Annotated in this window: 22 protein-coding genes; 10 read left to right on the forward strand and 12 right to left on the reverse strand. The window is 66.9% G+C overall.

Annotation, left to right across the window (positions count from 1 at the left end):
- Positions 1-3 precede the first annotated feature (3 nt).
- Complete coding sequence (locus HPC46_RS21225) at positions 4-825, reverse strand: mycofactocin-coupled SDR family oxidoreductase (protein ID WP_179473560.1); 822 nt, start codon at positions 823-825, stop codon at positions 4-6.
- 51 nt (positions 826-876) lie between these two features.
- On the opposite strand from HPC46_RS21225, the gene HPC46_RS21230 reads away from it, so the two are divergent.
- Positions 877-1,521 (forward strand): TetR/AcrR family transcriptional regulator, encoded by a 645-nt coding sequence (locus tag HPC46_RS21230; RefSeq protein WP_179473562.1) that lies wholly within the window; start codon positions 877-879, stop codon positions 1,519-1,521.
- Here the strand turns inward: HPC46_RS21230 and HPC46_RS21235 are convergent.
- The 7 genes from HPC46_RS21235 to HPC46_RS21265 form a co-directional block, all read right to left on the reverse strand.
- Positions 1,518-2,288 (reverse strand): amidohydrolase family protein, encoded by a 771-nt coding sequence (locus HPC46_RS21235; RefSeq protein WP_179473564.1) that lies wholly within the window; start codon positions 2,286-2,288, stop codon positions 1,518-1,520. The two genes, HPC46_RS21230 and HPC46_RS21235, sit on opposite strands and share 4 nt — an antisense overlap.
- Positions 2,285-3,847: a GMC family oxidoreductase gene (locus HPC46_RS21240; RefSeq protein WP_179473566.1), complete on the reverse strand. Its 1,563-nt coding sequence runs from the start codon at positions 3,845-3,847 to the stop codon at positions 2,285-2,287. Before HPC46_RS21240 ends, HPC46_RS21235 begins: the two co-directional genes overlap by 4 nt.
- Positions 3,847-4,038 (reverse strand): ferredoxin, encoded by a 192-nt coding sequence (locus HPC46_RS21245; RefSeq protein WP_179473568.1) that lies wholly within the window; start codon positions 4,036-4,038, stop codon positions 3,847-3,849. The genes HPC46_RS21240 and HPC46_RS21245 overlap by 1 nt, the downstream gene beginning before the upstream one ends.
- Before the next feature lie 13 nt (positions 4,039-4,051).
- On the reverse strand, positions 4,052-4,477 hold the full coding sequence (locus tag HPC46_RS21250) for a hypothetical protein (protein WP_179473570.1): 426 nt from the start codon (positions 4,475-4,477) through the stop codon (positions 4,052-4,054).
- Positions 4,477-5,004 carry a hypothetical protein gene (locus HPC46_RS21255; protein ID WP_179473572.1) on the reverse strand — a complete coding sequence of 176 codons (528 nt, stop codon included), beginning with the start codon at positions 5,002-5,004 and terminating at the stop codon, positions 4,477-4,479. The genes HPC46_RS21250 and HPC46_RS21255 overlap by 1 nt, the downstream gene beginning before the upstream one ends.
- The gene (locus HPC46_RS21260) at positions 5,001-6,353 is read right to left on the reverse strand and encodes an aromatic ring-hydroxylating oxygenase subunit alpha (RefSeq protein ID WP_179473574.1); all 1,353 of its coding nucleotides are present in this window, start codon (positions 6,351-6,353) and stop codon (positions 5,001-5,003) included. The genes HPC46_RS21255 and HPC46_RS21260 overlap by 4 nt, the downstream gene beginning before the upstream one ends.
- A 90-nt stretch (positions 6,354-6,443) precedes the next feature.
- Entirely contained in the window at positions 6,444-7,082 is a 639-nt protein-coding gene (locus HPC46_RS21265) for a hypothetical protein (RefSeq protein ID WP_179473576.1), read from the reverse strand.
- A gap of 51 nt (positions 7,083-7,133) precedes the next feature.
- Here HPC46_RS21265 and HPC46_RS21270 point away from each other — a divergent pair, with 51 nt between their 5' ends.
- The 4 genes from HPC46_RS21270 to HPC46_RS21285 all read left to right on the forward strand — a co-directional run bounded on the left by HPC46_RS21270 (position 7,134) and on the right by HPC46_RS21285 (position 11,385).
- Positions 7,134-8,027, forward strand: a complete 894-nt coding sequence (locus tag HPC46_RS21270) for a phosphoribosylaminoimidazolesuccinocarboxamide synthase (protein ID WP_179473578.1) — start codon at positions 7,134-7,136, stop codon at positions 8,025-8,027.
- Positions 8,024-10,111: a S9 family peptidase gene (locus HPC46_RS21275; RefSeq protein WP_325096722.1), complete on the forward strand. Its 2,088-nt coding sequence runs from the start codon at positions 8,024-8,026 to the stop codon at positions 10,109-10,111. The genes HPC46_RS21270 and HPC46_RS21275 overlap by 4 nt, the downstream gene beginning before the upstream one ends.
- Positions 10,112-10,122: 11 nt before the next feature.
- A complete protein-coding gene (locus HPC46_RS21280; RefSeq protein WP_005139167.1) occupies positions 10,123-10,611 on the forward strand; it encodes a glutathione peroxidase in 489 nt (162 codons plus the stop codon).
- Positions 10,612-10,680: 69 nt separating this feature from the next.
- Positions 10,681-11,385: a DUF2334 domain-containing protein gene (locus tag HPC46_RS21285; protein WP_179473580.1), complete on the forward strand. Its 705-nt coding sequence runs from the start codon at positions 10,681-10,683 to the stop codon at positions 11,383-11,385.
- On the opposite strand, the gene HPC46_RS21290 is transcribed toward HPC46_RS21285, so the two are convergent.
- The gene (locus HPC46_RS21290) at positions 11,386-12,186 is read right to left on the reverse strand and encodes an SDR family oxidoreductase (RefSeq protein WP_179473582.1); all 801 of its coding nucleotides are present in this window, start codon (positions 12,184-12,186) and stop codon (positions 11,386-11,388) included.
- Between the two features lie 25 nt (positions 12,187-12,211).
- Positions 12,212-12,850 (reverse strand): MBL fold metallo-hydrolase, encoded by a 639-nt coding sequence (locus HPC46_RS21295; protein ID WP_179473584.1) that lies wholly within the window; start codon positions 12,848-12,850, stop codon positions 12,212-12,214.
- 36 nt (positions 12,851-12,886) lie between these two features.
- On the opposite strand from HPC46_RS21295, the gene HPC46_RS21300 reads away from it, so the two are divergent.
- Genes HPC46_RS21300 through purQ form a run of 3 tightly spaced genes read left to right on the forward strand, consistent with a single transcriptional unit; the run spans position 12,887 to position 14,504 of the window.
- Positions 12,887-13,540, forward strand: a complete 654-nt coding sequence (locus HPC46_RS21300) for an ATPase (RefSeq protein WP_407665543.1) — start codon at positions 12,887-12,889, stop codon at positions 13,538-13,540.
- A 50-nt stretch (positions 13,541-13,590) separates the two neighbouring features.
- The gene (gene purS, locus HPC46_RS21305; RefSeq protein ID WP_179473588.1) at positions 13,591-13,830 is read left to right on the forward strand and encodes a phosphoribosylformylglycinamidine synthase subunit PurS; all 240 of its coding nucleotides are present in this window, start codon (positions 13,591-13,593) and stop codon (positions 13,828-13,830) included.
- Positions 13,827-14,504, forward strand: a complete 678-nt coding sequence (purQ, locus tag HPC46_RS21310; RefSeq protein ID WP_179473590.1) for a phosphoribosylformylglycinamidine synthase subunit PurQ — start codon at positions 13,827-13,829, stop codon at positions 14,502-14,504. Before purS ends, purQ begins: the two co-directional genes overlap by 4 nt.
- On the opposite strand, the gene HPC46_RS21315 is transcribed toward purQ, so the two are convergent.
- Positions 14,501-15,298 carry a family 1 encapsulin nanocompartment shell protein gene (locus HPC46_RS21315; protein WP_005139180.1) on the reverse strand — a complete coding sequence of 266 codons (798 nt, stop codon included), beginning with the start codon at positions 15,296-15,298 and terminating at the stop codon, positions 14,501-14,503. The two genes, purQ and HPC46_RS21315, sit on opposite strands and share 4 nt — an antisense overlap.
- Positions 15,298-16,320 carry a Dyp-type peroxidase gene (locus HPC46_RS21320; RefSeq protein WP_179473592.1) on the reverse strand — a complete coding sequence of 341 codons (1,023 nt, stop codon included), beginning with the start codon at positions 16,318-16,320 and terminating at the stop codon, positions 15,298-15,300. Before HPC46_RS21320 ends, HPC46_RS21315 begins: the two co-directional genes overlap by 1 nt.
- A 42-nt stretch (positions 16,321-16,362) precedes the next feature.
- Between HPC46_RS21320 and HPC46_RS21325 the strand changes: the two genes are divergently transcribed.
- Both HPC46_RS21325 and HPC46_RS21330 read left to right on the forward strand, forming a co-directional pair.
- A complete protein-coding gene (locus HPC46_RS21325; protein ID WP_233716548.1) occupies positions 16,363-17,637 on the forward strand; it encodes a M18 family aminopeptidase in 1,275 nt (424 codons plus the stop codon).
- A 69-nt stretch (positions 17,638-17,706) separates the two neighbouring features.
- Positions 17,707-19,002 carry a cytochrome P450 gene (locus HPC46_RS21330; RefSeq protein ID WP_179473597.1) on the forward strand — a complete coding sequence of 432 codons (1,296 nt, stop codon included), beginning with the start codon at positions 17,707-17,709 and terminating at the stop codon, positions 19,000-19,002.
- The last annotated feature ends 50 nt before the right edge of the window (positions 19,003-19,052 follow it).

Below are 19,052 nucleotides of genomic sequence, written 5' to 3' on the forward strand. Positions count from 1 at the left end.
ACGTCACATCACGGCGTGACCGGCATCGACCGGGAGTGCCACGCCGGTGATGTAGCGGGCTTTCGGACTCGCCAGCCACACAACGGCATTGGTGACGTCCTCCGCCTCGACGAAGGGGACCGGCAGCAGATTGGCCGACAATGCGGCGCCGTTGGGGTTCTCCTGGAATGTGCGCAGGGTGTGATCGTTGAGAATCATCGGGGTGCCGACTCCGCTGGGGTGCACGGTGTTGACCCGGATATTGTGCTGGGCATAGGCATTGGCCGCCGAGCGCATCAGCCCGACCACGCCGTGCTTGGCCGCGGCATAGGCGAACATCGCCGCGCTGCCGTCGCCGCCGCGGCCCACCAGCCCCTGTGCGGAACTGGTCAGGATGATCGAGCCGCCGCGCCCCTTGCGGATGATCGAAGGCACCGTCGCCACGATCGTGTGCCACACGCCGCCCAGGTTGGTGTCGACAATGTCGCGGTACACCTGCTCGTCGACCGGATCTTTGAGCCCGATGGCCACCACTCCGGCGTTGGCCACGACGATGTCGATATCGCCGAGTGCGTCCACACCGCTCTGGACGCCGGTTCGTAAGGCGTCGAGGTCGCGGACGTCGGCGACCACCGGCACGATTCGCCTGCCCTGGGCCTCGACCAGCCGGACGGTCTCGTCGAGATCCTCCTTGGTGCCCAGCGGATACGGGATCGAGTCGATGTCGGCGCAGCGGTCGATCGCGATGATATCGGCGCCCTCGGCGGCCAGTGCCACGGCGTGGCTCCTGCCCTGACCGCGGGCGGCGCCGGTGATTACTGCGACGGTGTCGATGAGCTCTGCCACGACGCGGACTCTAACCGATCCGGCCGCGACTGTGAGAAGCTTCCAGCAGCGATGGCGAAACCCAAAGGTGCAGCGTCGGCCAACTCCTCGTTCCTCGGTCGGCCGGTCGGCGCCAACAGTGAAGAGACGAGGCGGCGGATCCTCGAGGCGACCATGCGCTGTGTCGCGGAGGTCGGCTACTCGAAGACGACGATTCGCGAGATCGCGCGTCAGGCGAAGATGACCAGCGGCAGTCTCTACCATTACTTCCCGAACAAGGCCGAGCTCGTCAAAGCGACGTTCGACGAGGTCGCGACCATCGCCGTGCCACGCTTGGAGCAGGCCGCCGGACAGAACGCCGCCACCCTCGACAAACTGATGGCTGTGCTCGACGAGAGTGTCCAGGTGATGCGCGATTACCCGCTGGCGGTCGCCTTCGACAGAGCCATCCGCGCGGAGAGCCCGCAGCATCTGCACCTTGCCGAGACCAGCGACACCCGGTTCGTCGCACTGCGCAACCTGATCCGCGACATTCTCGAACGGGGCGTCCAGGACCAGGAACTGGGCCGCGATGTGGACGTGGAGAGCGCGGCCAACGCCGTGTACATGGTCTTCCGGGGCTTGAACGAATACGCCGCCAGCGCACCGCCACCCGGGGAATACCTGGCCACCGTGGCCGCGCTCAAACAGCTTCTGCGCGGCCAGCTCTTCACCTAGAGCCGGTAGAACATCCGCGCGTTCGTCTCGAGAACCGCCTCGGCGTGCTCGCCGCCGACCGCATCGGCGACGCGGTCGATGTCGCTGTCCTGGAACGGAATCGCTGCGCGGGTCGACGGCAGGTCGCTGCCGAAGATCAGCGCGGCGGGGTTCACGCCGACGATCGTGCGCATCAGGGCGTCGGGGTCGGTCACGCTGATCCGCCCGGCGAGGGCGTCTCCTTCGCCTCCGGCGAATCGGGTTGCCTTGACCACAGTTCCGGCTTCGACCAGGCGCAGCAGCGGTCCGGTGTCGTCCGACATCGCCAGGTGGTCGATGCTCACCTGCGGCAGGGCGGCCAGTGTGGCCTCCAGTTCGGGCAGGTCGGCGGCGTCGAGATAGAACTCGGAATGCCAGCCGGCGACCTCGTGCACACGTCGCGCCAGGGTGTCGACGTGCTCCGAAGTGGCCGACCCGCCGCGATACAGGTTGAAGCGTACTGCGCGGACACCGGCACGATCCAACGCCAGGATGTCGTCGTCGGCCGTGTCGACGGGAATCTGCGTGACTCCCACGAAGCCCGGACCCAGCTGTGCCAGAGCGTCTTTCAGATACTCTTGGTCGAATCCCTGAAATGAGCCGCTGACCACCGCGCCGCCCGTGACTTGCAGCGCGCCGACACGCTGTAGGTAGTCGGCGGTGGTGAACGAATCAGGCAGGTAACCGTTGTTGGGCACCAACGGAAATCGGGAATCGATGATGTGGAAGTGCGCGTCGAAGACGTTCATGTGGCGGCTTGGATGAAGTCGGCACAGCGTTCACCGACCATGATCGCCGGAGCGTTGGTGTTGGCCCGGGGAATGCACGGGAACACCGACGCGTCGGCAACCCGCAAGCCGTCGACGCCACGCACTTTCAGCTTCTCGTCCAGGACGCTGCCCGCATCGGTGCCCATCGCCGCCGAGCAGGCGGGGTGGCCGGTGGTTGCCACCGAACTGCGCACCCACGCCTCGATCTGAGCATCGGTGACCACGTCGGGACCGGGGTTCAGTTCGGTGGTGATGACCGAGCCGAATGGCTCGGCGGCGACGATCTCCCGAGTGCGACGCACCACCCGGACGAACGCTTGCACATCGTCAGGATGGGCCAGGGTGTTCAGCCGGATCTCCGGCGCATCACGGGGATCCGCGGACTGAGCCAGCACCGTGCCGCGGCTCTTCGGCGTCCAGTACGACTGCAGCACCGAGGACGCGCGGCGCAGTTCGCGCTCCATCGCGGCGAGGTTCACGTAGCTGGGGGAGTGGATCAACTGGAAGTCCGGTGCGGGCAGGTCCGGGTGCGACCGGATGTGCGCGAGGGCCTCCATCGCGTTGCTGGTCATCTTGCCGGTTCGGCGAAACACCCAGCGCAACAACCACTGCGGCTTCTGCGCATCGGAGAGTCCGACGAAGCCGGGATGAACGTCCCAGCTCATCGCCGTCGCGGGATGGTCGGTGAGATTGGTTCCCACCCTGGGGCTTTCGGCGATCGGTTCGATACCGATGGCACGCAGATGGTCGGCCGCGCCGATGCCGGACAGCTGTAACAGCTGAGGTGTCCCGTACGCGCCTGCCGAGAGGATCACCTCGCGGTTCGCACCGGCGATCACCCGCTGTCCCTTGCGTTCGTACTCCACGCCGATCACCCGGCCGCCGCGGATGACCACCCGGTGCACGAGGGCTCCGGTCAGCACGGTGAAGTTCGGGCGGCGGCGTGCCGGGCGAAGATACGCCCGTGCGGTGTTCCAGCGCTGGCCCTTCCACACCGTCACCGGCGCGATGGACGTCCCGTCGAGATCCGGTCCGCCGAGGTCCTCGTTCGCGGAGACACCCGCGGCCCTGGCCGCCGAAATCCACCGGGTGGAGGTGACATCGGGCTCGGCCAGCCGGGTCACGCGCACCGGTCCCGAGGTCCCGTGTGCCGGGCCGCCGAGATAGTGCGACTCGATGCGGCGGAACACCGGCTCGACATCGGACCAATTCCAGCCGGGCAGCTGCCAGCCGTCGTAGTCGAGCCGGGTGCCCCGCACCCACACCATCGCGTTCATCGAACTGGTGCCGCCCAGCACCCGGCCGCGGGGTTGTGGAATGACACGGTCGTCGCACGCTGGTTCGGGGACCGAACGGTAGTCCCAGTCGGTCGGGCCGCCCATCTGCGCGGCGAAGGCCAGCGGTGCCCGGACCGTCAACCGCCGATCGGACCCGCCGGCTTCCAGCAGCAGGACGCGCGATGTTCCGGCCGCCAGGCGGCCGGCCAGCGCACAGCCCGCCGAGCCGGCGTCGATCACGATGTAGTCGTAGTCGGGCACTAGCCTTCCGCGCTGATCGCGTGCTCGGGGCAGTCTCCCACGGCCTTGACGACGAGATCTCGGTACTGGTCCGGGATCTCGTCAAGCACCACTTCGGCATAGCCGTCCGGAGTCCAGGCGAAGACCTCCGCGCACGTCGACACGCAGTCGCCGTGCCCGGCGCAGCGGTCGGAATCGACAGCGGCCTTCATCGGTCCCCAATCGTCAGATCTCGACACCCTCGTAGCTGGCGAGCATATCGGGATCCGGCAGCGCCATTTGCAGATATACGTCGATGCGGGTGATCTTTCCCGCCGTGTCGAATTCGTACACCGACAGCGAATTGACCGAGTTGCTGAACTCGCCGATTCTGCTGCGCTCTTCGAGCTCCAGGAACACCACATTGCCGACCTCGGTGACCCGCTTGAACGAAGAGTCCCACTCCGATGACGTCGCCCAGTTGGTCAGGAAGCTGACGTACTCGGCCCAGTTCATCACCTCTTTGAAGTTGCCCACCCGGACAAAGTTCGCGGTGTCGATCAGGTCGGCCAGCGGTGACCAGCTCTCGGTGGTGAAGCCCGGTTGCTTGGCCTCGTCGACCAACCGCTTCATCAGCGCGCTGTAGTCGAGCACGGTCGCCGACAACGTCATCAGACGGTCAATCCCTCTTCGGCCAGCCGGCGCTCCAGTGCGTCGGTGTACTCGTGGGTGCCGTGGAATGGCCCGTGCACGCCGATCGCGACATCGAGGAAGTCGCTGTACTCGCCGTTGACGTGGGTCTCCCAGCGCATGACTTCGCCGTCGTCGTTGGTGTCGACGAAACTGTATGAGTAGAAGCCCATTACGGTGCCGTCGGCCTTGTTGGTGCCTTGCCAGCGGGTCTTCATCACGAAGCCGTTGTCTGCCGCCCAGTGCCGGAAGTCGACGGGCTTCCAGTCCGGGAATCGCAGCGAGTACACCTTGGCCTCCATCGTCGAGGCGCGGGCGGATTCTTCGGGGAACTCGCTGAGCTTGAAGGCTTCGTCACCGGTGAAGTAGGGCGAGGCGTACATGCAGTCGGGATGGAACTTCCAGACCTCCACGAACTTTTCGCCGTCCTGTACACCCTGGCGCAGATAGGCGTCTCCGTAGGCCTGAGCCATCCGGTTGTGCAGGGCAATGCGTTCTTCGAGGTTCACCTGGTTTCCTTTCCGGCCATCCAGCGATCCAGTGTGTCGTGGAATTTGGCGACGACGACTTCTTCGGTCACCAGCATCAGGTGATCCAGACCCTGGTTGCGCAGACCTGCCTGCTGGCGCTGCATCTGTTCGTAATCTTGTTGCAGCGCTTCGAAATACTTGTAACTACCGGGTGTGTCGACCTCGATCAGGTCTACCGTGAAGGCGTCGGCCATCTCCGGCGGCAGGTACATGTAGCTGGCCACGTGCCAGATGCACCGGTTGGGGTCGCCGTCGGGGTGCGGCATCGACAGGATCACGTGACACTCGCCGGCCCGGATGGTCATCATGAAGTTGGGGAACAGGAACCAGCCGTGGTTGTCGCTCATCTGGGCGTCGGTCAGGCCGCTGACGTCCAGGCCCATCTCGGTCAGGTGCGCGCGGGTGGCCTTCTGCAGCAGCGTGCGGGCCGTGACACCGTCGGGAAAGTCGACGGACCCGTCGGCTGCGGTGTACTGCTTGACGAGTTCTTGGAAGCGCGGGATCACCGCGACCGTCCCCGGGAAGGTCTCGGGCAGGGCGAGTGTCCCCTCCACCTGCTTCTCGGGCGTCGCCCCGACGACCTCGAACGGCGCCATCGCGATGCCGTGGTTCTCGAAGAACCTATAGCGCGTGGTCTCCGGCTGGATGTTGAGCACCGCCAGCAATTGCGGATGCACACCGTTGACGTGGTAGCCCTCGTTGAAGGCGTCCATCACCACTTTCCAGTTGCAGTCCAGCGCCTCTCGCACATTCATCACCGTCGACATCTGCTCGAGGTGGTACGGCGCGAGAGTCGCCATCGCCTCCTGGCCGAGCCAGTCCGCCAGCGGCGCTGCGCCGGGGTCGGGGTTGAGGAAGACGAACCCGCCGAAGGTGTCGACGGGCACCTCGATCAGGCTGTTCTCGCTTTTGTCCAGGGGGCCCGCCTGCGCTTCACGCAGCAGTCCCTTGAGCTTGCCGTCGAGGTCGTAGGACCACAGGTGGTACTGGCACAGGAATCCGCGCTTGGCGTTGCCGGTGCCCTGGCACAGGGCATTCCCGCGGTGCCGGCAGGCGTTGACGAATCCGCGCAGATTCTCGTCCTTGCCGCGCACGATGATGAAGGACTGGTCGTAGATCGTGTGGACTTTCCAGTCGCCCACCTTCGGCAGCTCGTCGGTGCGGCCGGCGACCTGCCAGGTCTTCATCCAGATCGCTGCCCGCTCGCGCTCGGCGTACTCGCGACTGCGGTAGCGATCCGTCGAGATCCGCACGTTGAAGCGGCCCGCCAGATCGTCGAGGCCGGGGGCGTGGTCAACCCACTCTCCGGGTAGGGCGGTTGACGTCATCGGTGATCCTTCCGCGGAAGCATTAATCAATCATTTGATTAATTATTCGCGCTGTCAAGGTCTGGCGCGGTTTCGTGCGCAGTGCGCTCGTCAGCGCGCCGAAGACCGCCACGCGCGCGGCATCGCGACACCCGCCGAACGCAGTTCGAGAGCGGCCAACCCGCGAATCGCATACGGGTCCTCGCGCCGCCACGCCCCGACCGGGTCGAAGCTGACCTCGGTGAGCCTGCGCAGGGGCCGGTTGGCCAGCGCCCGCAGTGCCAGCAGCTGTTCACCCGCGGGAGTTCCGGCCAGCATGATCACCGTCCACTTCCGGCGGAAGAACCGGATGCGCAGGAACAGCCACGGCATCCCGATCGCGAGAATCGGCGGCGCGGCCACCGCGATACCCAGCAGCACCGCCAGCCATGAGGCTGTGGTGTCCAGGTTGTGGCCAGCGCCGGCGAGGTCGAGCGCGTACTCGCTGGCCGCTCGCAGCGGCTTGGCGACGGTATCCCCGATCAGCGGGACCCCGTCCGCGCTGTCGCCGGCCGAATGCAGGTTGTCGGAGATCCCGGTGGCACCGTCTTTGACCTGGCGGCCCACCTCGGCGATCGTCGCGACCGCGGCATGCACCGCCAGTCCGACGAGCACCCACACGGTGATCCACGATGCGACCAGCAGGTCGGTGACCAACTGCACCAGCAGTCGACCCGGGGTGGTGGCATAAGGCAGATACCGCGATCTCATGGCTCGATCCCAGCACAGTCCCGCCGCGTCAGCGGCCGATAGGCTGACGCGATGCGCCCTGCTCTGAGCGACTATCAACACCTGGCCAGCGGGAAGGTTCGCGAGATCTATTCCATCGACGACGAGCATCTGTTGTTCGTCGCCAGCGACCGGATCTCGGCGTACGACTACATCCTGGACAGCCTCATCCCCGATAAGGGCCGCATCCTCACCGCGATGAGCGTGTTCTTCTTCGACTACATCGACGCCCCCAATCACCTGGCCGGGCCGCCCGACGATCCCCGCATCCCCGACGAGGTACTGGGCCGCGCGCTCGTTGTCCGCCGGCTGGAGATGGTGCCCATCGAATGTGTCGCCCGCGGCTACCTCACCGGCTCGGGCCTGCTCGACTACCAGCGCGACGGCACGGTGTGCGGGATCGCACTGCCTCCCGGCCTGGGCGAGGCAAGCAAGTTCGACGAGCCGCTGTTCACCCCGGCGACCAAGGCCGAGTTCGGCGACCACGACGAGAACATCTCGTTCGAGAAGACCATCGAACTGGTCGGTGCCGTCCGCGCCAACCAGCTGCGGGAGCGCACCCTGCAGATCTACCTCCACGCCGCCGACCACGCGTGGGCGAAGGGCATCATCATCGCCGACACCAAGTTCGAGTTCGGCGTGGACGCCGACGACCGGGTGGTGCTGGCCGACGAGGTCTTCACTCCGGACTCGTCGCGGTACTGGCCGGCCGACACGTACAAGCAGGGAGTGGTGCAGCCCAGCTTCGACAAGCAGTTCGTCCGCAACTGGCTCACCGGAGAAGAATCGGGCTGGGACCGCTACGGTTCCGCCCCGCCACCGCCGTTGCCCGACGAGATCATCGAAGCCACCCGCGCCCGCTATATCGAAGCCTACGAACGCATTTCAGGACTGTCGTTCGCCGACTGGATCGGACCCAAGCAGTGACTCCTCCTCTTCCCAAGCGGATCGACACCCAGCGTGTCCACCACGACGATGTGTTCGTCGATCCCTACGAGTGGTTCCGCGAGAAGACCGATCCGGAGGTGATCGCCCACCTCGAGGCCGAGAACGCCTACGCCGACGAAGCGACTGCCCACCTCGAGCCGTTGCGGCAGAAGATCTTCGACGAGATCAAGGCCCGCACCAAAGAAACCGACATGTCGGTTCCGACCCGGCGCGGCGACTGGTGGTACTACGGGCGCAGCTTCGAAGGCAAGCAGTACGGCGCGCATTGCCGCTGCCCGGTCGCCGGCCCGGACGACTGGGATCCGCCGGTCTTCGACGAGAACACCGACGTCCCCGGCGAACAGGTGCTGCTCGACGAGAACATCGAAGCCGACGGTCACGAGTTCTTCTCGCTCGGCGCCGCCAGCGTGAGCATCGACGGGAACCTGCTGGCCTACTCGGTCGACGTCGTCGGCGACGAGCGGTACACATTGCGGTTCAAGGATTTACGTACCGGTGAGCTTTATCCCGACGAGATCAAGGGCATCTCGTCCGGGGTGACGTGGGCGGCCGACAACGCGACCGTCTACTACACGACGGTCGACGAGGCCTGGCGTCCGGACACGGTGTGGCGCCATCGGCTCGGCACAGGTGAGCCCGACGAGCAGGTGTTCCACGAACCCGACGAACGGTTCTGGATCGGCATGGGGCGCACCCGCAGCAACAAGTACGTGATCATCGCCGCGGGCTCGGCGATCACCTCGCAAGTGTGGGTCGGGGATGCCGCCGACCCGAATACCCAGTTCACCAGCGTGCTTCCGCGCCGCGACGGCATCGAATACTCGGTGGATCACGCGGTGATCGGTGGTGAGGACAAGTTCCTCATCCTGCACAACGACGGTGCGGTCAACTTCACTCTCGTCGAAGCGCCGGTCACCGATCCGGCCGATCAGCGCACCCTGATCGAGGCCCGTGACGACGTGCGTCTCGACGGTGTCGACGCCTTCGCCGATCACCTCGTCGTCAGCTACCGCAGGGAGGCGTTGCCGCGGATTCAGTTGTGGCCCATCGGCGCCGACGGCTACGGCACGCCCGAGGAGATCGGATTCGACTCGGAGCTGGCGTCGGCCGGGCTGGCCGGCAATCCGAATTGGTCGACCCCCAAGCTGCGAGTGGGCACCACGTCGTTCGTGACGCCGCTGCGCATCTATGACCTCGACCTGGCCACCGGTGAGCGCACGTTGCTGCGCGAGCAGCCGGTGCTGGGTGGTTACCGCCGCGAGGATTACGTCGAGCGCCGGGACTGGGCCGTCGCCGAGGACGGTACCCGAATCCCGATCTCCGTCATCCACAAGGCGGGTATCGAATTCCCCGCTCCCGCACTGCTCTACGGCTACGGCGCCTATGAGTCGTCCGAGGATCCCAGGTTCTCGGTGGCGCGGCTGTCGCTGCTCGACCGGGGAATGGTGTTCGCCATCGCCCACGTTCGCGGCGGCGGCGAAATGGGACGGCTCTGGTACGAGCGTGGCAAGCTTCTGGAGAAGCGCAACACCTTCACCGATTTCATCGCGGCGGCACAGCATCTCGTCGACTCCGGTGTGACCCGGCCGCAGAATCTGGTGGCGCTCGGCGGCAGTGCCGGCGGCCTGCTGATGGGGGCGGTCGCCAACCTGGCGCCGCACCTGTTCGCCGGAATCCTCGCCCAGGTGCCGTTCGTGGATCCGCTGACCACGATCCTGGATCCGTCGTTGCCGTTGACGGTGACGGAGTGGGACGAGTGGGGAAATCCGTTGGAGAACTCGGACGTCTACTTCTACATGAAGTCCTATTCGCCGTACGAGAACGTCGAGGCCAAGGAGTATCCGGCGATCCTGGCGATGACCTCGCTCAACGACACCCGCGTTCTCTACGTCGAGCCCGCGAAGTGGGTCGCCGCGCTTCGGCACACCAAGACCGACGAGCGTCCGGTGCTGCTGAAGACTCAGATGGCCGCCGGGCACGGCGGGATCAGCGGACGCTACGAACGGTGGAAAGAAACGGCGTTCCAGTACGCGTGGCTGCTGGCCACCGCGGGTGCTTGCTAGGGTCTGACAGCATGAGTCTGACGGACATCCCGCTCACCACGCTCGCCGGCGCACCGACTTCGCTGGCCGATTACGCCGACCGCGCGGTCCTCCTGGTCAACGTCGCCTCCAAGTGCGGTCTCACCCCGCAGTACGGGGCGCTGGAGCAGTTGGCGCGCGACTACGCCGACCGCGGCCTGACCGTTATCGGCGTGCCGTGCAACCAGTTCATGGGGCAGGAGCCCGGGACGGCGGAAGAGATTCAGACCTTCTGCTCGACCACCTATGGCGTGACGTTCCCCCTACTGGCCAAGACCGACGTCAACGGGCCGGACCGGCACCCGCTCTATGCCGAGCTCACCGAATTCGCCGACGCCGAGGGCAAGGCGGGCGATATCGCATGGAACTTCGAGAAGTTCGTCATCGCCCCCGGCGGCACGGTGGTCAAGCGATTCCGCCCGCAAACCGCGCCCGACGCCCCCGACGTGGTCGCCGCGATCGAGGCGGTCCTGCCGGGCTGAACACCGATGGACGTCTGACATCTGGCTGCCAGACACCGTTTGGACACCTGAAATTGCCACACTGCGAATGTGGCTGGTCAACTCGTCGTGTCGATTTCCGGGATCACTGATCGGACGCTGGGCGAGGTCAAGGAGTTCTGCGCTGCACTCGACGGTCGCAAGGTTCCGCTGTCGCTGCTCGTCGCGCCCAGGCTCAAAGGCGGCTACCGCCTGGAATCCGACCCCGGCACCATCGGCTGGCTGACCGGCCGGCGATCCGGCGGGGATGCGGTGGTGCTGCACGGATTCGACGCAGCCGCCACCAAGAAACTGCGCGGGGAATTCGCCACGCTGCCCGCGCACGAGGCAAACTTGCGGCTGATGGGCGCCGATCGGGTCCTCGAACACGTCGGCCTGCGGACCCGGTTGTTCGCCGCCCCGGGCTGGACGGTCTCCTCGGGAACCGCGCTCGCCCTGCCGCGCAACGGCTTCCGGCTGCTCGTCGACCTGCACGGTGTCACCGACCTGGTGACCGGCAGAACAGCGCGGGCACGGGTGGTCGGCATCGGCGAAGGATTTGTCACCGAACCATGGTGGTGCCGCACCCTGGTGCTCTCCGCGGAGCGCACCGCCCGGCGCGGGGGCATCGTCCGATTGGCGGTCACGGCAAAGCAACTCGGCAAGGTCGGCCCGCGTCAGGCCATGCTCGACGCAATCGATCTGGCTCTGATGCACGGGTGCGTGCCGACGGTGTACCGCTGGGGGACCGCGACGCCCGCCACCTCTGCAGCGTGACTAGCGGCCTGAACCACTCGCCGTCGTCGCCATCCCACCGTCGACCGGGATGATCGCCCCGTTCACATACGAGCCGGCCCGGCTGGCCAGAAAGATTGCGATACCGGCCATATCGTCGTCACGGCCGATCCGCCGCAGGGGTGAGGAGGCCGCGATGGCGTCCCCGAACGCATCCAGGGTGGCGGCCATCATCTTCGACTGGAATGGGCCCGGCGCCACCGCATTGACCGTGACATGTTGCGGTCCAAGCTCTTTGGCGAGTACCCGGGTCAACTGATGCACGGCCGCCTTGCTGGCCGAGTAGGAGTAGGTGTGCATCACCGGTACGTGGATGCCGTCGATGCTGCCGATGTTGATCACCCGCGCGGGATCGTCGGCAGTGCCGGCCCTGCGCAACGCATCCGCCAGCTCCTGCACCATCCAGAACGGCGACTTCACGTTGAGGTCGAGGACCTTGTCCCACGCCGAGGTCGGAAACGACTCCAGCGGTTCACCCCACGTCGCACCGGCATTGTTGACCAGGATGTGCAACTCGTCGGTGTCGGCGAGGATCTCGGCGGCCAGCCGCTTGCACTCCGCCCGGCGGGACAGGTCAGCCGGGATGGCGCTGATCGTCCCGAACTCCGAGAGTGCCTCGACCACCTGAGCGCACTTGTCGGCTTTGCGCGAGCTGATGATCACGCGGGCGCCCGCCTGCAGCAGGCCGCGCGCGATCATCACCCCGATGCCGCTGCTGCCGCCGGTGACCAGCGCGGTCTTGCCGGACAGCCCGAACAGGCGGGTCAGATCTGCAGAACTCATCAAAGGCCTTTCAGCGCAGGACTTCTCAGAACCGGAACGAGGTCTCCTCCGGCAGCACCCGGAAGTCGGTGTCGGTCATCTCGGTGAGCCGACCGTAGTAGATTCCCCGGGCCTCCGGAGCCACTATGCCCTGATGGATGGGGACCGCGTGCGCTGGTGCCACCGCCCGCAGGTAGTCGACCGCTTCGGAGATCCGCATCCACGGGGCGGCCGCCGGCGCGGCCAGCACGTCCACCGGCTCGCCCGGTACGTACAACGCATCACCGGGATGCATGAGCCGGGCCGGATGGTCGGCATCGCCGATCAGATACGAGATGTTGTCGATCACCGGGATCTCCGGATGGATGACGGCATGCCGGCCGCCCACTCCGCGGATGGTCAGCCCGGCGACGTTCAGTTCGTCTCCGACGTGCACCGCACGCCAGGGCTCACCGAGTTCGGCCGCGGTGGCCGGATCGGCGTACAGCACCGCGTTCGGGTTGGCCTCTACCAGCGCGGGCAGCCGTTCGCGGTCGGCATGGTCGGGATGTTGATGGGTGATCAGAATGGCCGACAAACCGGTCACACCCTCGAAACCATGGGAGAAGTTGCCCGGGTCGAACAACAGCGCGGCGCCATCGAACTCGGCGAGAAGGCATGAATGCCCGAAATGCGTCAGTTCCATGTCTACGATTGTGCGCGCATGGGGAGGCGTCAAAACGTGCGGTCGGCTGTCGCGGTGATGTTGGTGGCCTGCGGGCTCGCCGTCGCGCCGCCTGCTGCCGCCGATCCCGACACCTGTCCACCCAACTGCGATCGGATCCCCGACGCGGCGTGGATTGCGCCGTGGGCGATGCCGCTCAATGCCCGCTACACCTGGCCGCGCCTGGCCGGGGTGGCGGTGACCGCCACCGCCCCCCGGTTCCGGTTCGAGGAATTGTGCGGCACGCCGCCGGTCGCCGAGGATCCACGCGTCTACGCCGTCGCCGAACGGGCCTCCGTCGTGAACCCCGACGGCCAGTGGCAGCTGCAGGCGACCGTGATGCACTGGCGTGGGGAGACCTGGCGCGGTGGCCAACTCGCCGACGACGTCTATCACCGCGCCGTCGCCGCGCTGCGGTCCTGCCAGCGCACCAACCCGCTGGCCTCGCCTTCGCTGACCGTCGACGAGGCCGACCGGATGGCCGCGGTGGTCAGCGGACCGGTGATCCTGCACCAGTATCTGGTGGCCAGTCCCACCAACAGCACCGTCACCGAGCTGGCGCTGTGGTCGACCGCGCCGCCGCTGACCGCATGGCCGATGGGCTCCGACGAGACCGTGCTCGACGCGCTCGGGGCACCGCTGTGCACCGCCTACATCGGGTCCTGCGGGTGAGCCGCCGGTAGAGTTACACCGCAACATTCCCGACGTCAGCAGGAGCGCCTGTGGCCCGTGTGGTGGTCAACGTGATGCCCAAAGCCGAGATTCTCGACCCTCAGGGTCAGGCGATCGTCGGCGCGTTGGGCCGGCTGGGACATGCCGGTATCGCAGATGTCCGGCAGGGCAAGCGATTCGAACTGGAAGTCGACGATTCGATCAGTGACGAAGCGCTCGCCGAGATCGCCGAGTCGCTGCTGGCCAACACCGTCATCGAGGACTGGTCAGTTACCCGGGAGCCGTCGTGAGCGCACGGATCGGGGTCATCACCTTCCCCGGAACGCTCGACGACGTCGACGCCGCCCGCGCGGTGCGGCTGGCCGGTGCGCAAGCCGTCAGCCTGTGGCACGGTGATGCCGACCTCAAGGGCGTCGACGCCGTCGTCGTGCCGGGCGGTTTCTCCTACGGCGACTACCTGCGCTGCGGGGCGATCGCCAAGTTTGCGCCCGTCATGGGTGAGGTCGTCACCGCCGCGAAGGCTGGTATGCCGGTGCTGGGCATCTGCAACGGATTCCAGGTGCTGTGCGAGGCTGGGCTGCTGCCCGGCGCGCTGACCCGCAACGCCGGTCTGCACTTCATCTGCCGTGACGTGTGGCTGACGGTCGACTCGATCACCAGTGCGTGGACGTCGCGCTACGAGTCCGGCGCCGAACTGCTGGTGCCGCTGAAGTCCGGTGAGGGCCGCTACGTGGCCAGCGAGGCCGTGCTCGACGAGCTCGAGGGCGAGGGCCGGGTGGTCTTCCGCTACGCCGACAATCCCAACGGCTCGATGCGCGACATCGCCGGCGTCAGCTCGGCCAACGGCCGGGTCGTCGGGCTCATGCCGCACCCCGAGCACGCCACCGAGGCGCTGACCGGCCCGTCCGACGACGGGCTCGGCCTGTTCTACTCCGCGCTGGATGCCGTCCTGGCCGCTTCTTAGGTGGTCAGGGCAACCGACGCCTCGGCGGTGTAGCAGAGGAACGTCAGTGTCTCCTGCAGGTACAGCTGCACGGTGTCGGCATCATGGCTCAGGTAGCCGATCGCGACGTCGGTGCCGAGCTGCAGATCGAAATCCCCGCCGCGGGTGCTCAGCAGGAAGGCGCCGTCGATGGCGGGAGCCCAGATGATCTCGCCGTCGACCAGCCGGTTTAGGTGCTCGCGGATCGGATAGCCGTGCTCGGTGGTCTCGCTGACCTTCGTGTAGGCGTCGGCGGACAACAACACCGAGTAGGGCCCGTCCACACCGGCCAGCCGCAGCTCGGAGAGCGCCTGGGCGAAGACGTCGGGGTATTCGCGGGGATCTTCGGGCAGCGCCAGCGCCGGATTGGAGCTGCAACTGCGGATCCCGTCGATCGAGGCCGCCGAGTAGCCCTCGAAGATCGCGCGGTCCTCGATGAACGCCAGCTTCTTGGCGGCATCCTTGACCGGATCCCAGTCGGAATCCTGCGCACCGCGCTCCACATCGTCGATTGCGGTGCGCGACAACGTGAACGGCACCCGCAGCCGCACCAGCGGCTTGGATTCCCGAAGGTGAGCCACCACGCCCTCGGCGGGCGCGGGCACGTCGCGCAGGTGACCGGTGCTGATCGCCGCCGTCACCGGGCCGCCCGGCTCGCTGACGTCGACGACGCGACGGCCGGCGATGTGCCGCTTGAACGTCCGGGTAGCCTCCAATTCGATTTCGCTCCAAGCGGATTCGGTGATCGGAGCAAGCTCGCGGTAGAGGTTGTTCATCAGGACTGTCCTTTCAAGCTGCCGATCGCCAATGAGCCGTCGGAGGTGGGGGCAGGTGCCGGGGGAGCCGCCTCGGTCTCGCCGAAGCCCGGCCTCGGCGGCGGATTGTTCAGGAAATCGACGATGGGGGTGAAGAACATCGAGCCGGTCAGCGCGGTGGAGAAGTCCAGGATGCGGTCGGTATTGCCCGGCGGATCGCCGAGGAACATGTTCTCCAGCATCTTCTCGGTCACCTCGGGTGAGCGCGAGTAGCCGATGTAGTACGTGCCGTATTCGCCGGTGCCGACCTCCCCGAACGGCATGTTGGCCCGCACGATCTTGAGCTCGTTGCCGTCGGTGTCCTCGATCACGTTCAACGCGATGTGGGAGTTCGACGGTTTCACATCGTCGGCCATCTCGATGTCCTCGAGCTTGCTGCGGCCGATCACGTTCTCCTGCTCGGTGACCGACAACGAATCCCACGACGTCATGTCATGAACGTACTTCTGCACGTGGACGTAGCAGCCGCCGGCGAAATCCGGGTCCTCGTCACCGATCTCGGTGGCGCTCGCCGCTTGTGGGCCGTCCGGGTTCTCGGTGCCGTCGACGAATCCGAGCAGGTCTCGGTTGTCGAAGAACTTGAACCCGTGCACCTCGTCGACAATCGTGATCGCCCCGTTCATCGCCTTGACCACCCGGCCGGCGAGCTCGAAACAGACGTCAAGCGTCTCGGCGCGGATGTGGAACAACAGGTCACCCGGTGTCGACGGGGCTTGGTGGCGGGAGCCGCGCAGCTCGACGAACGGGTGCAGATCCGCCGGCCGCGGCCCGGCGAACAGCCGGTCCCACGCGTCGGATCCGATCGACGTCACCATCGACAGGTTCTTGGTCGGGTCACGGAATCCGATCGCGCGGACCAGGCCGCCCAGATCGGGTAGCGCGTCGTGTACCGCGGCCTCGCCTCCCTCGTTGATCGTGGCCACCAGAAAGATCGCGGCGGGTGTCAGGGGAGCCAGTACCGGTTGAGGTAGCGGGGAGGGCACCATCTGACCCTAACGAACATGATGTCGGCGATGATGGTGAACATGTCCACAGGTGCCAGTGCGCACGGGTTGTGCGAGTTCATCGACGCGTCGCCGTCACCGTTCCACGTCTGCCACACGGTCACCCGGCGGCTCACGGCCGCCGGGTACACCGAGCTGACCGAGACCGACCGATGGCCGGACGGCAGCGGCAGATACTTCACGGTGCGGGCCGGATCGCTGGTGGCCTGGAATGCGGGTGCCGGCGCCGACAAGCCGTTCCGCATCGTCGGTGGCCACACCGACAGCCCCAACCTGCGCGTCAAGCAGCATCCCGATCGCGTGGTGGCCGGCTGGCAGGTCGTCGCGCTCGAGCCCTACGGCGGGGCGTGGCTCAACTCCTGGCTGGATCGCGACCTCGGGATCAGCGGCCGGCTCTCGGTGCGCGACCCCGGCGCCGACGGTGGGGTGTCGCACCGGCTGGTCCGCATCGACGACCCGATCCTGCGGGTGCCGCAGCTGGCCATCCATCTCGCCGAGGACCGGGCGGCGGTCAAGCTCGATCCGCAGCGCCACGTCAACGCGGTTTGGGGGCTGGGCGGCGAAACCCGGTCGTTCCTCGGCTACGCCGCCGAGTGGGCCGGGGTGCAGCCCGCCGACCTGCTATCGGCCGATCTGATGACCCACGATCTGACCGCGTCGGCACTCCTGGGCGTCGACGATGAGTTCGTCAGCGCACCCCGGCTGGACAACCAGGGCACCTGCTATGCCGGGCTGGAGGCGTTCCTGGCCGCCGAGCCGCGCGGCTACCTGCCGGTGCTCGCGTTGTTCGACCATGAGGAAGTCGGTTCGACCTCCGATCACGGCGCGCAGTCCGATCTGTTGCTGACGACGCTGGAGCGCATCGTGCTGGCCGCCGGGGGAGACCGTGAAGACTTCCTGCGCCGGCTGACCGCGTCGATGGTGGCCTCCGGTGATATGGCCCACGCGACGCACCCCAACTATCCCGACCGCCACGAACCGGGGCACCCGATCGCGGTGAACGGCGGCCCGGTGCTCAAGGTGCAGCCGAACCTGCGCTACGCCACCGACGGCCGGACCGCGGCCGCCTTCGAGCTGGCCTGCCGCCAGGCCGGTGTGCCGCTGCAGCGCTACGAGCACCGTGCCGATCTGCCGTGCGGCTCGACCATCGGGCCGATGACCTCGGCGCGCACCGGAATCCCCACCGTCGACGTCGGCGCGGCCCAGCTGGCCATGCACTCCGCGCGAGAGCTGATGGGGGCGGCCGATGTCGCCGCGTATTCGGCTGCGCTACAGGCCTTTCTGTCACCTGCCTAAACGGCCGTGTTCATCGCCTAGACGGTTTCTGGACGGCCGGGAAACGTCGGCGCCGCCTATCATCCGCCGGTGCCGACGATCTCGCTGCCGCCCGCCCCGCCGATCCCGCGTGCCCTGCAGGCCGCGATCGCGGTGGCGGATCGTCGGACCGCCCTGCACATCGTGCGGCGGCGCTATGGTCCGGCCTTCACCCTCAACCTGCCCATCTTCGGACGGGTCGTGGTGCTCAGCGACCCCGGCCAGATCCGGGCGCTGTTCACGGCCGGCGCTGACGTCGCCGACACCACCGACGCCAACCTCGGCCGGGTCATGGGCCCCAATTCGATGTTTGCGCTGGCGGGGTCGCGTCATCGCGCGCACCGCAAGCTGCTGACACCCCCGTTCAACGGGCGGCGGCTGGGAGCGTACGAAGCCATCGTGGAGCGCGAAGCCTCCGCCGAGTTCGACACCTGGCCCCGGGAGCGCAGATTCGCCGCGTTGCCCTCGATGATGCGCATCACGCTGAACGTCATCCTGCGCGCGGTGTTCGGGGCCGACGGCGCGGAGTTCGACCGCCTGCGCGAAATGCTGCCACCGGCCATCCAACTCGGATCCAAACTCTCGCTCATTCCTGTGCCGCAATGGGATTGGGGACGATGGAGTCCCTGGGGCCGCTTCGGTATCTACCGCCGTGAGTACGACGAGATCATCGACCGGCTGATCGACAAGGCGCTGGCCGACCCCGATCTGGAAACCCGGGACGACGTGTTGGCGCTGATGCTGGGCAGCCGTTACGAAGACGGCTCACCGATGAGCCGCGCCGAGATCGCCGACGAGCTGATCACCCTGCTCGCCGCCGGCCACGAGACCACGGCCACCACGCTGGCGTGGGCGGTCGAGCGCCTGTCGCGTCACCCGGTGCTGCTGGCGCGCCTGGTGGACGACCTCGACACCGGATCCGATGCGCTACTGAACGCCACCATCCTCGAGGTCCAGCGCACCCGTCCCGTCATCGACGTGACGTTTCGGCAAGTCACTGCGCCCGCATTGACGCTGGGCCCCTGGACGATTCCGCAGGGGCTGACGATCGTGGCCAGCATCGGGCTCCTGCACGCCGACGAAGCCGTCTTCTCCGACGCAGGCCGATTCGATCCTGACCGGTTCCTGTCCCGGTCCCCGGATCCGGCGCAATGGATTCCCTACGGCGGCGGCATCCGCCGCTGCATCGGGGCCGCGTTCGCGAACATGGAGATGAGGGTGGTCTTGCGGACCCTGCTGCGTGATTACGCGATCAGCCCATCGGGCGCGCGCAGCGAATCGCAGATGTCGCGCGGCGTGGCCATTGCGCCGGCCAAGGGGGCGTTGGTCACCGTCAGACCCCGATAGGCGGGGACATGGCTGCGTGAGAGGCATTTCTGTCGCCGGGTGGCGGACGG

Source organism: Mycolicibacterium vinylchloridicum, assembly GCF_013404075.1.
Classification (GTDB): Bacteria; Actinomycetota; Actinomycetes; order Mycobacteriales; family Mycobacteriaceae; genus Mycobacterium; species Mycobacterium vinylchloridicum.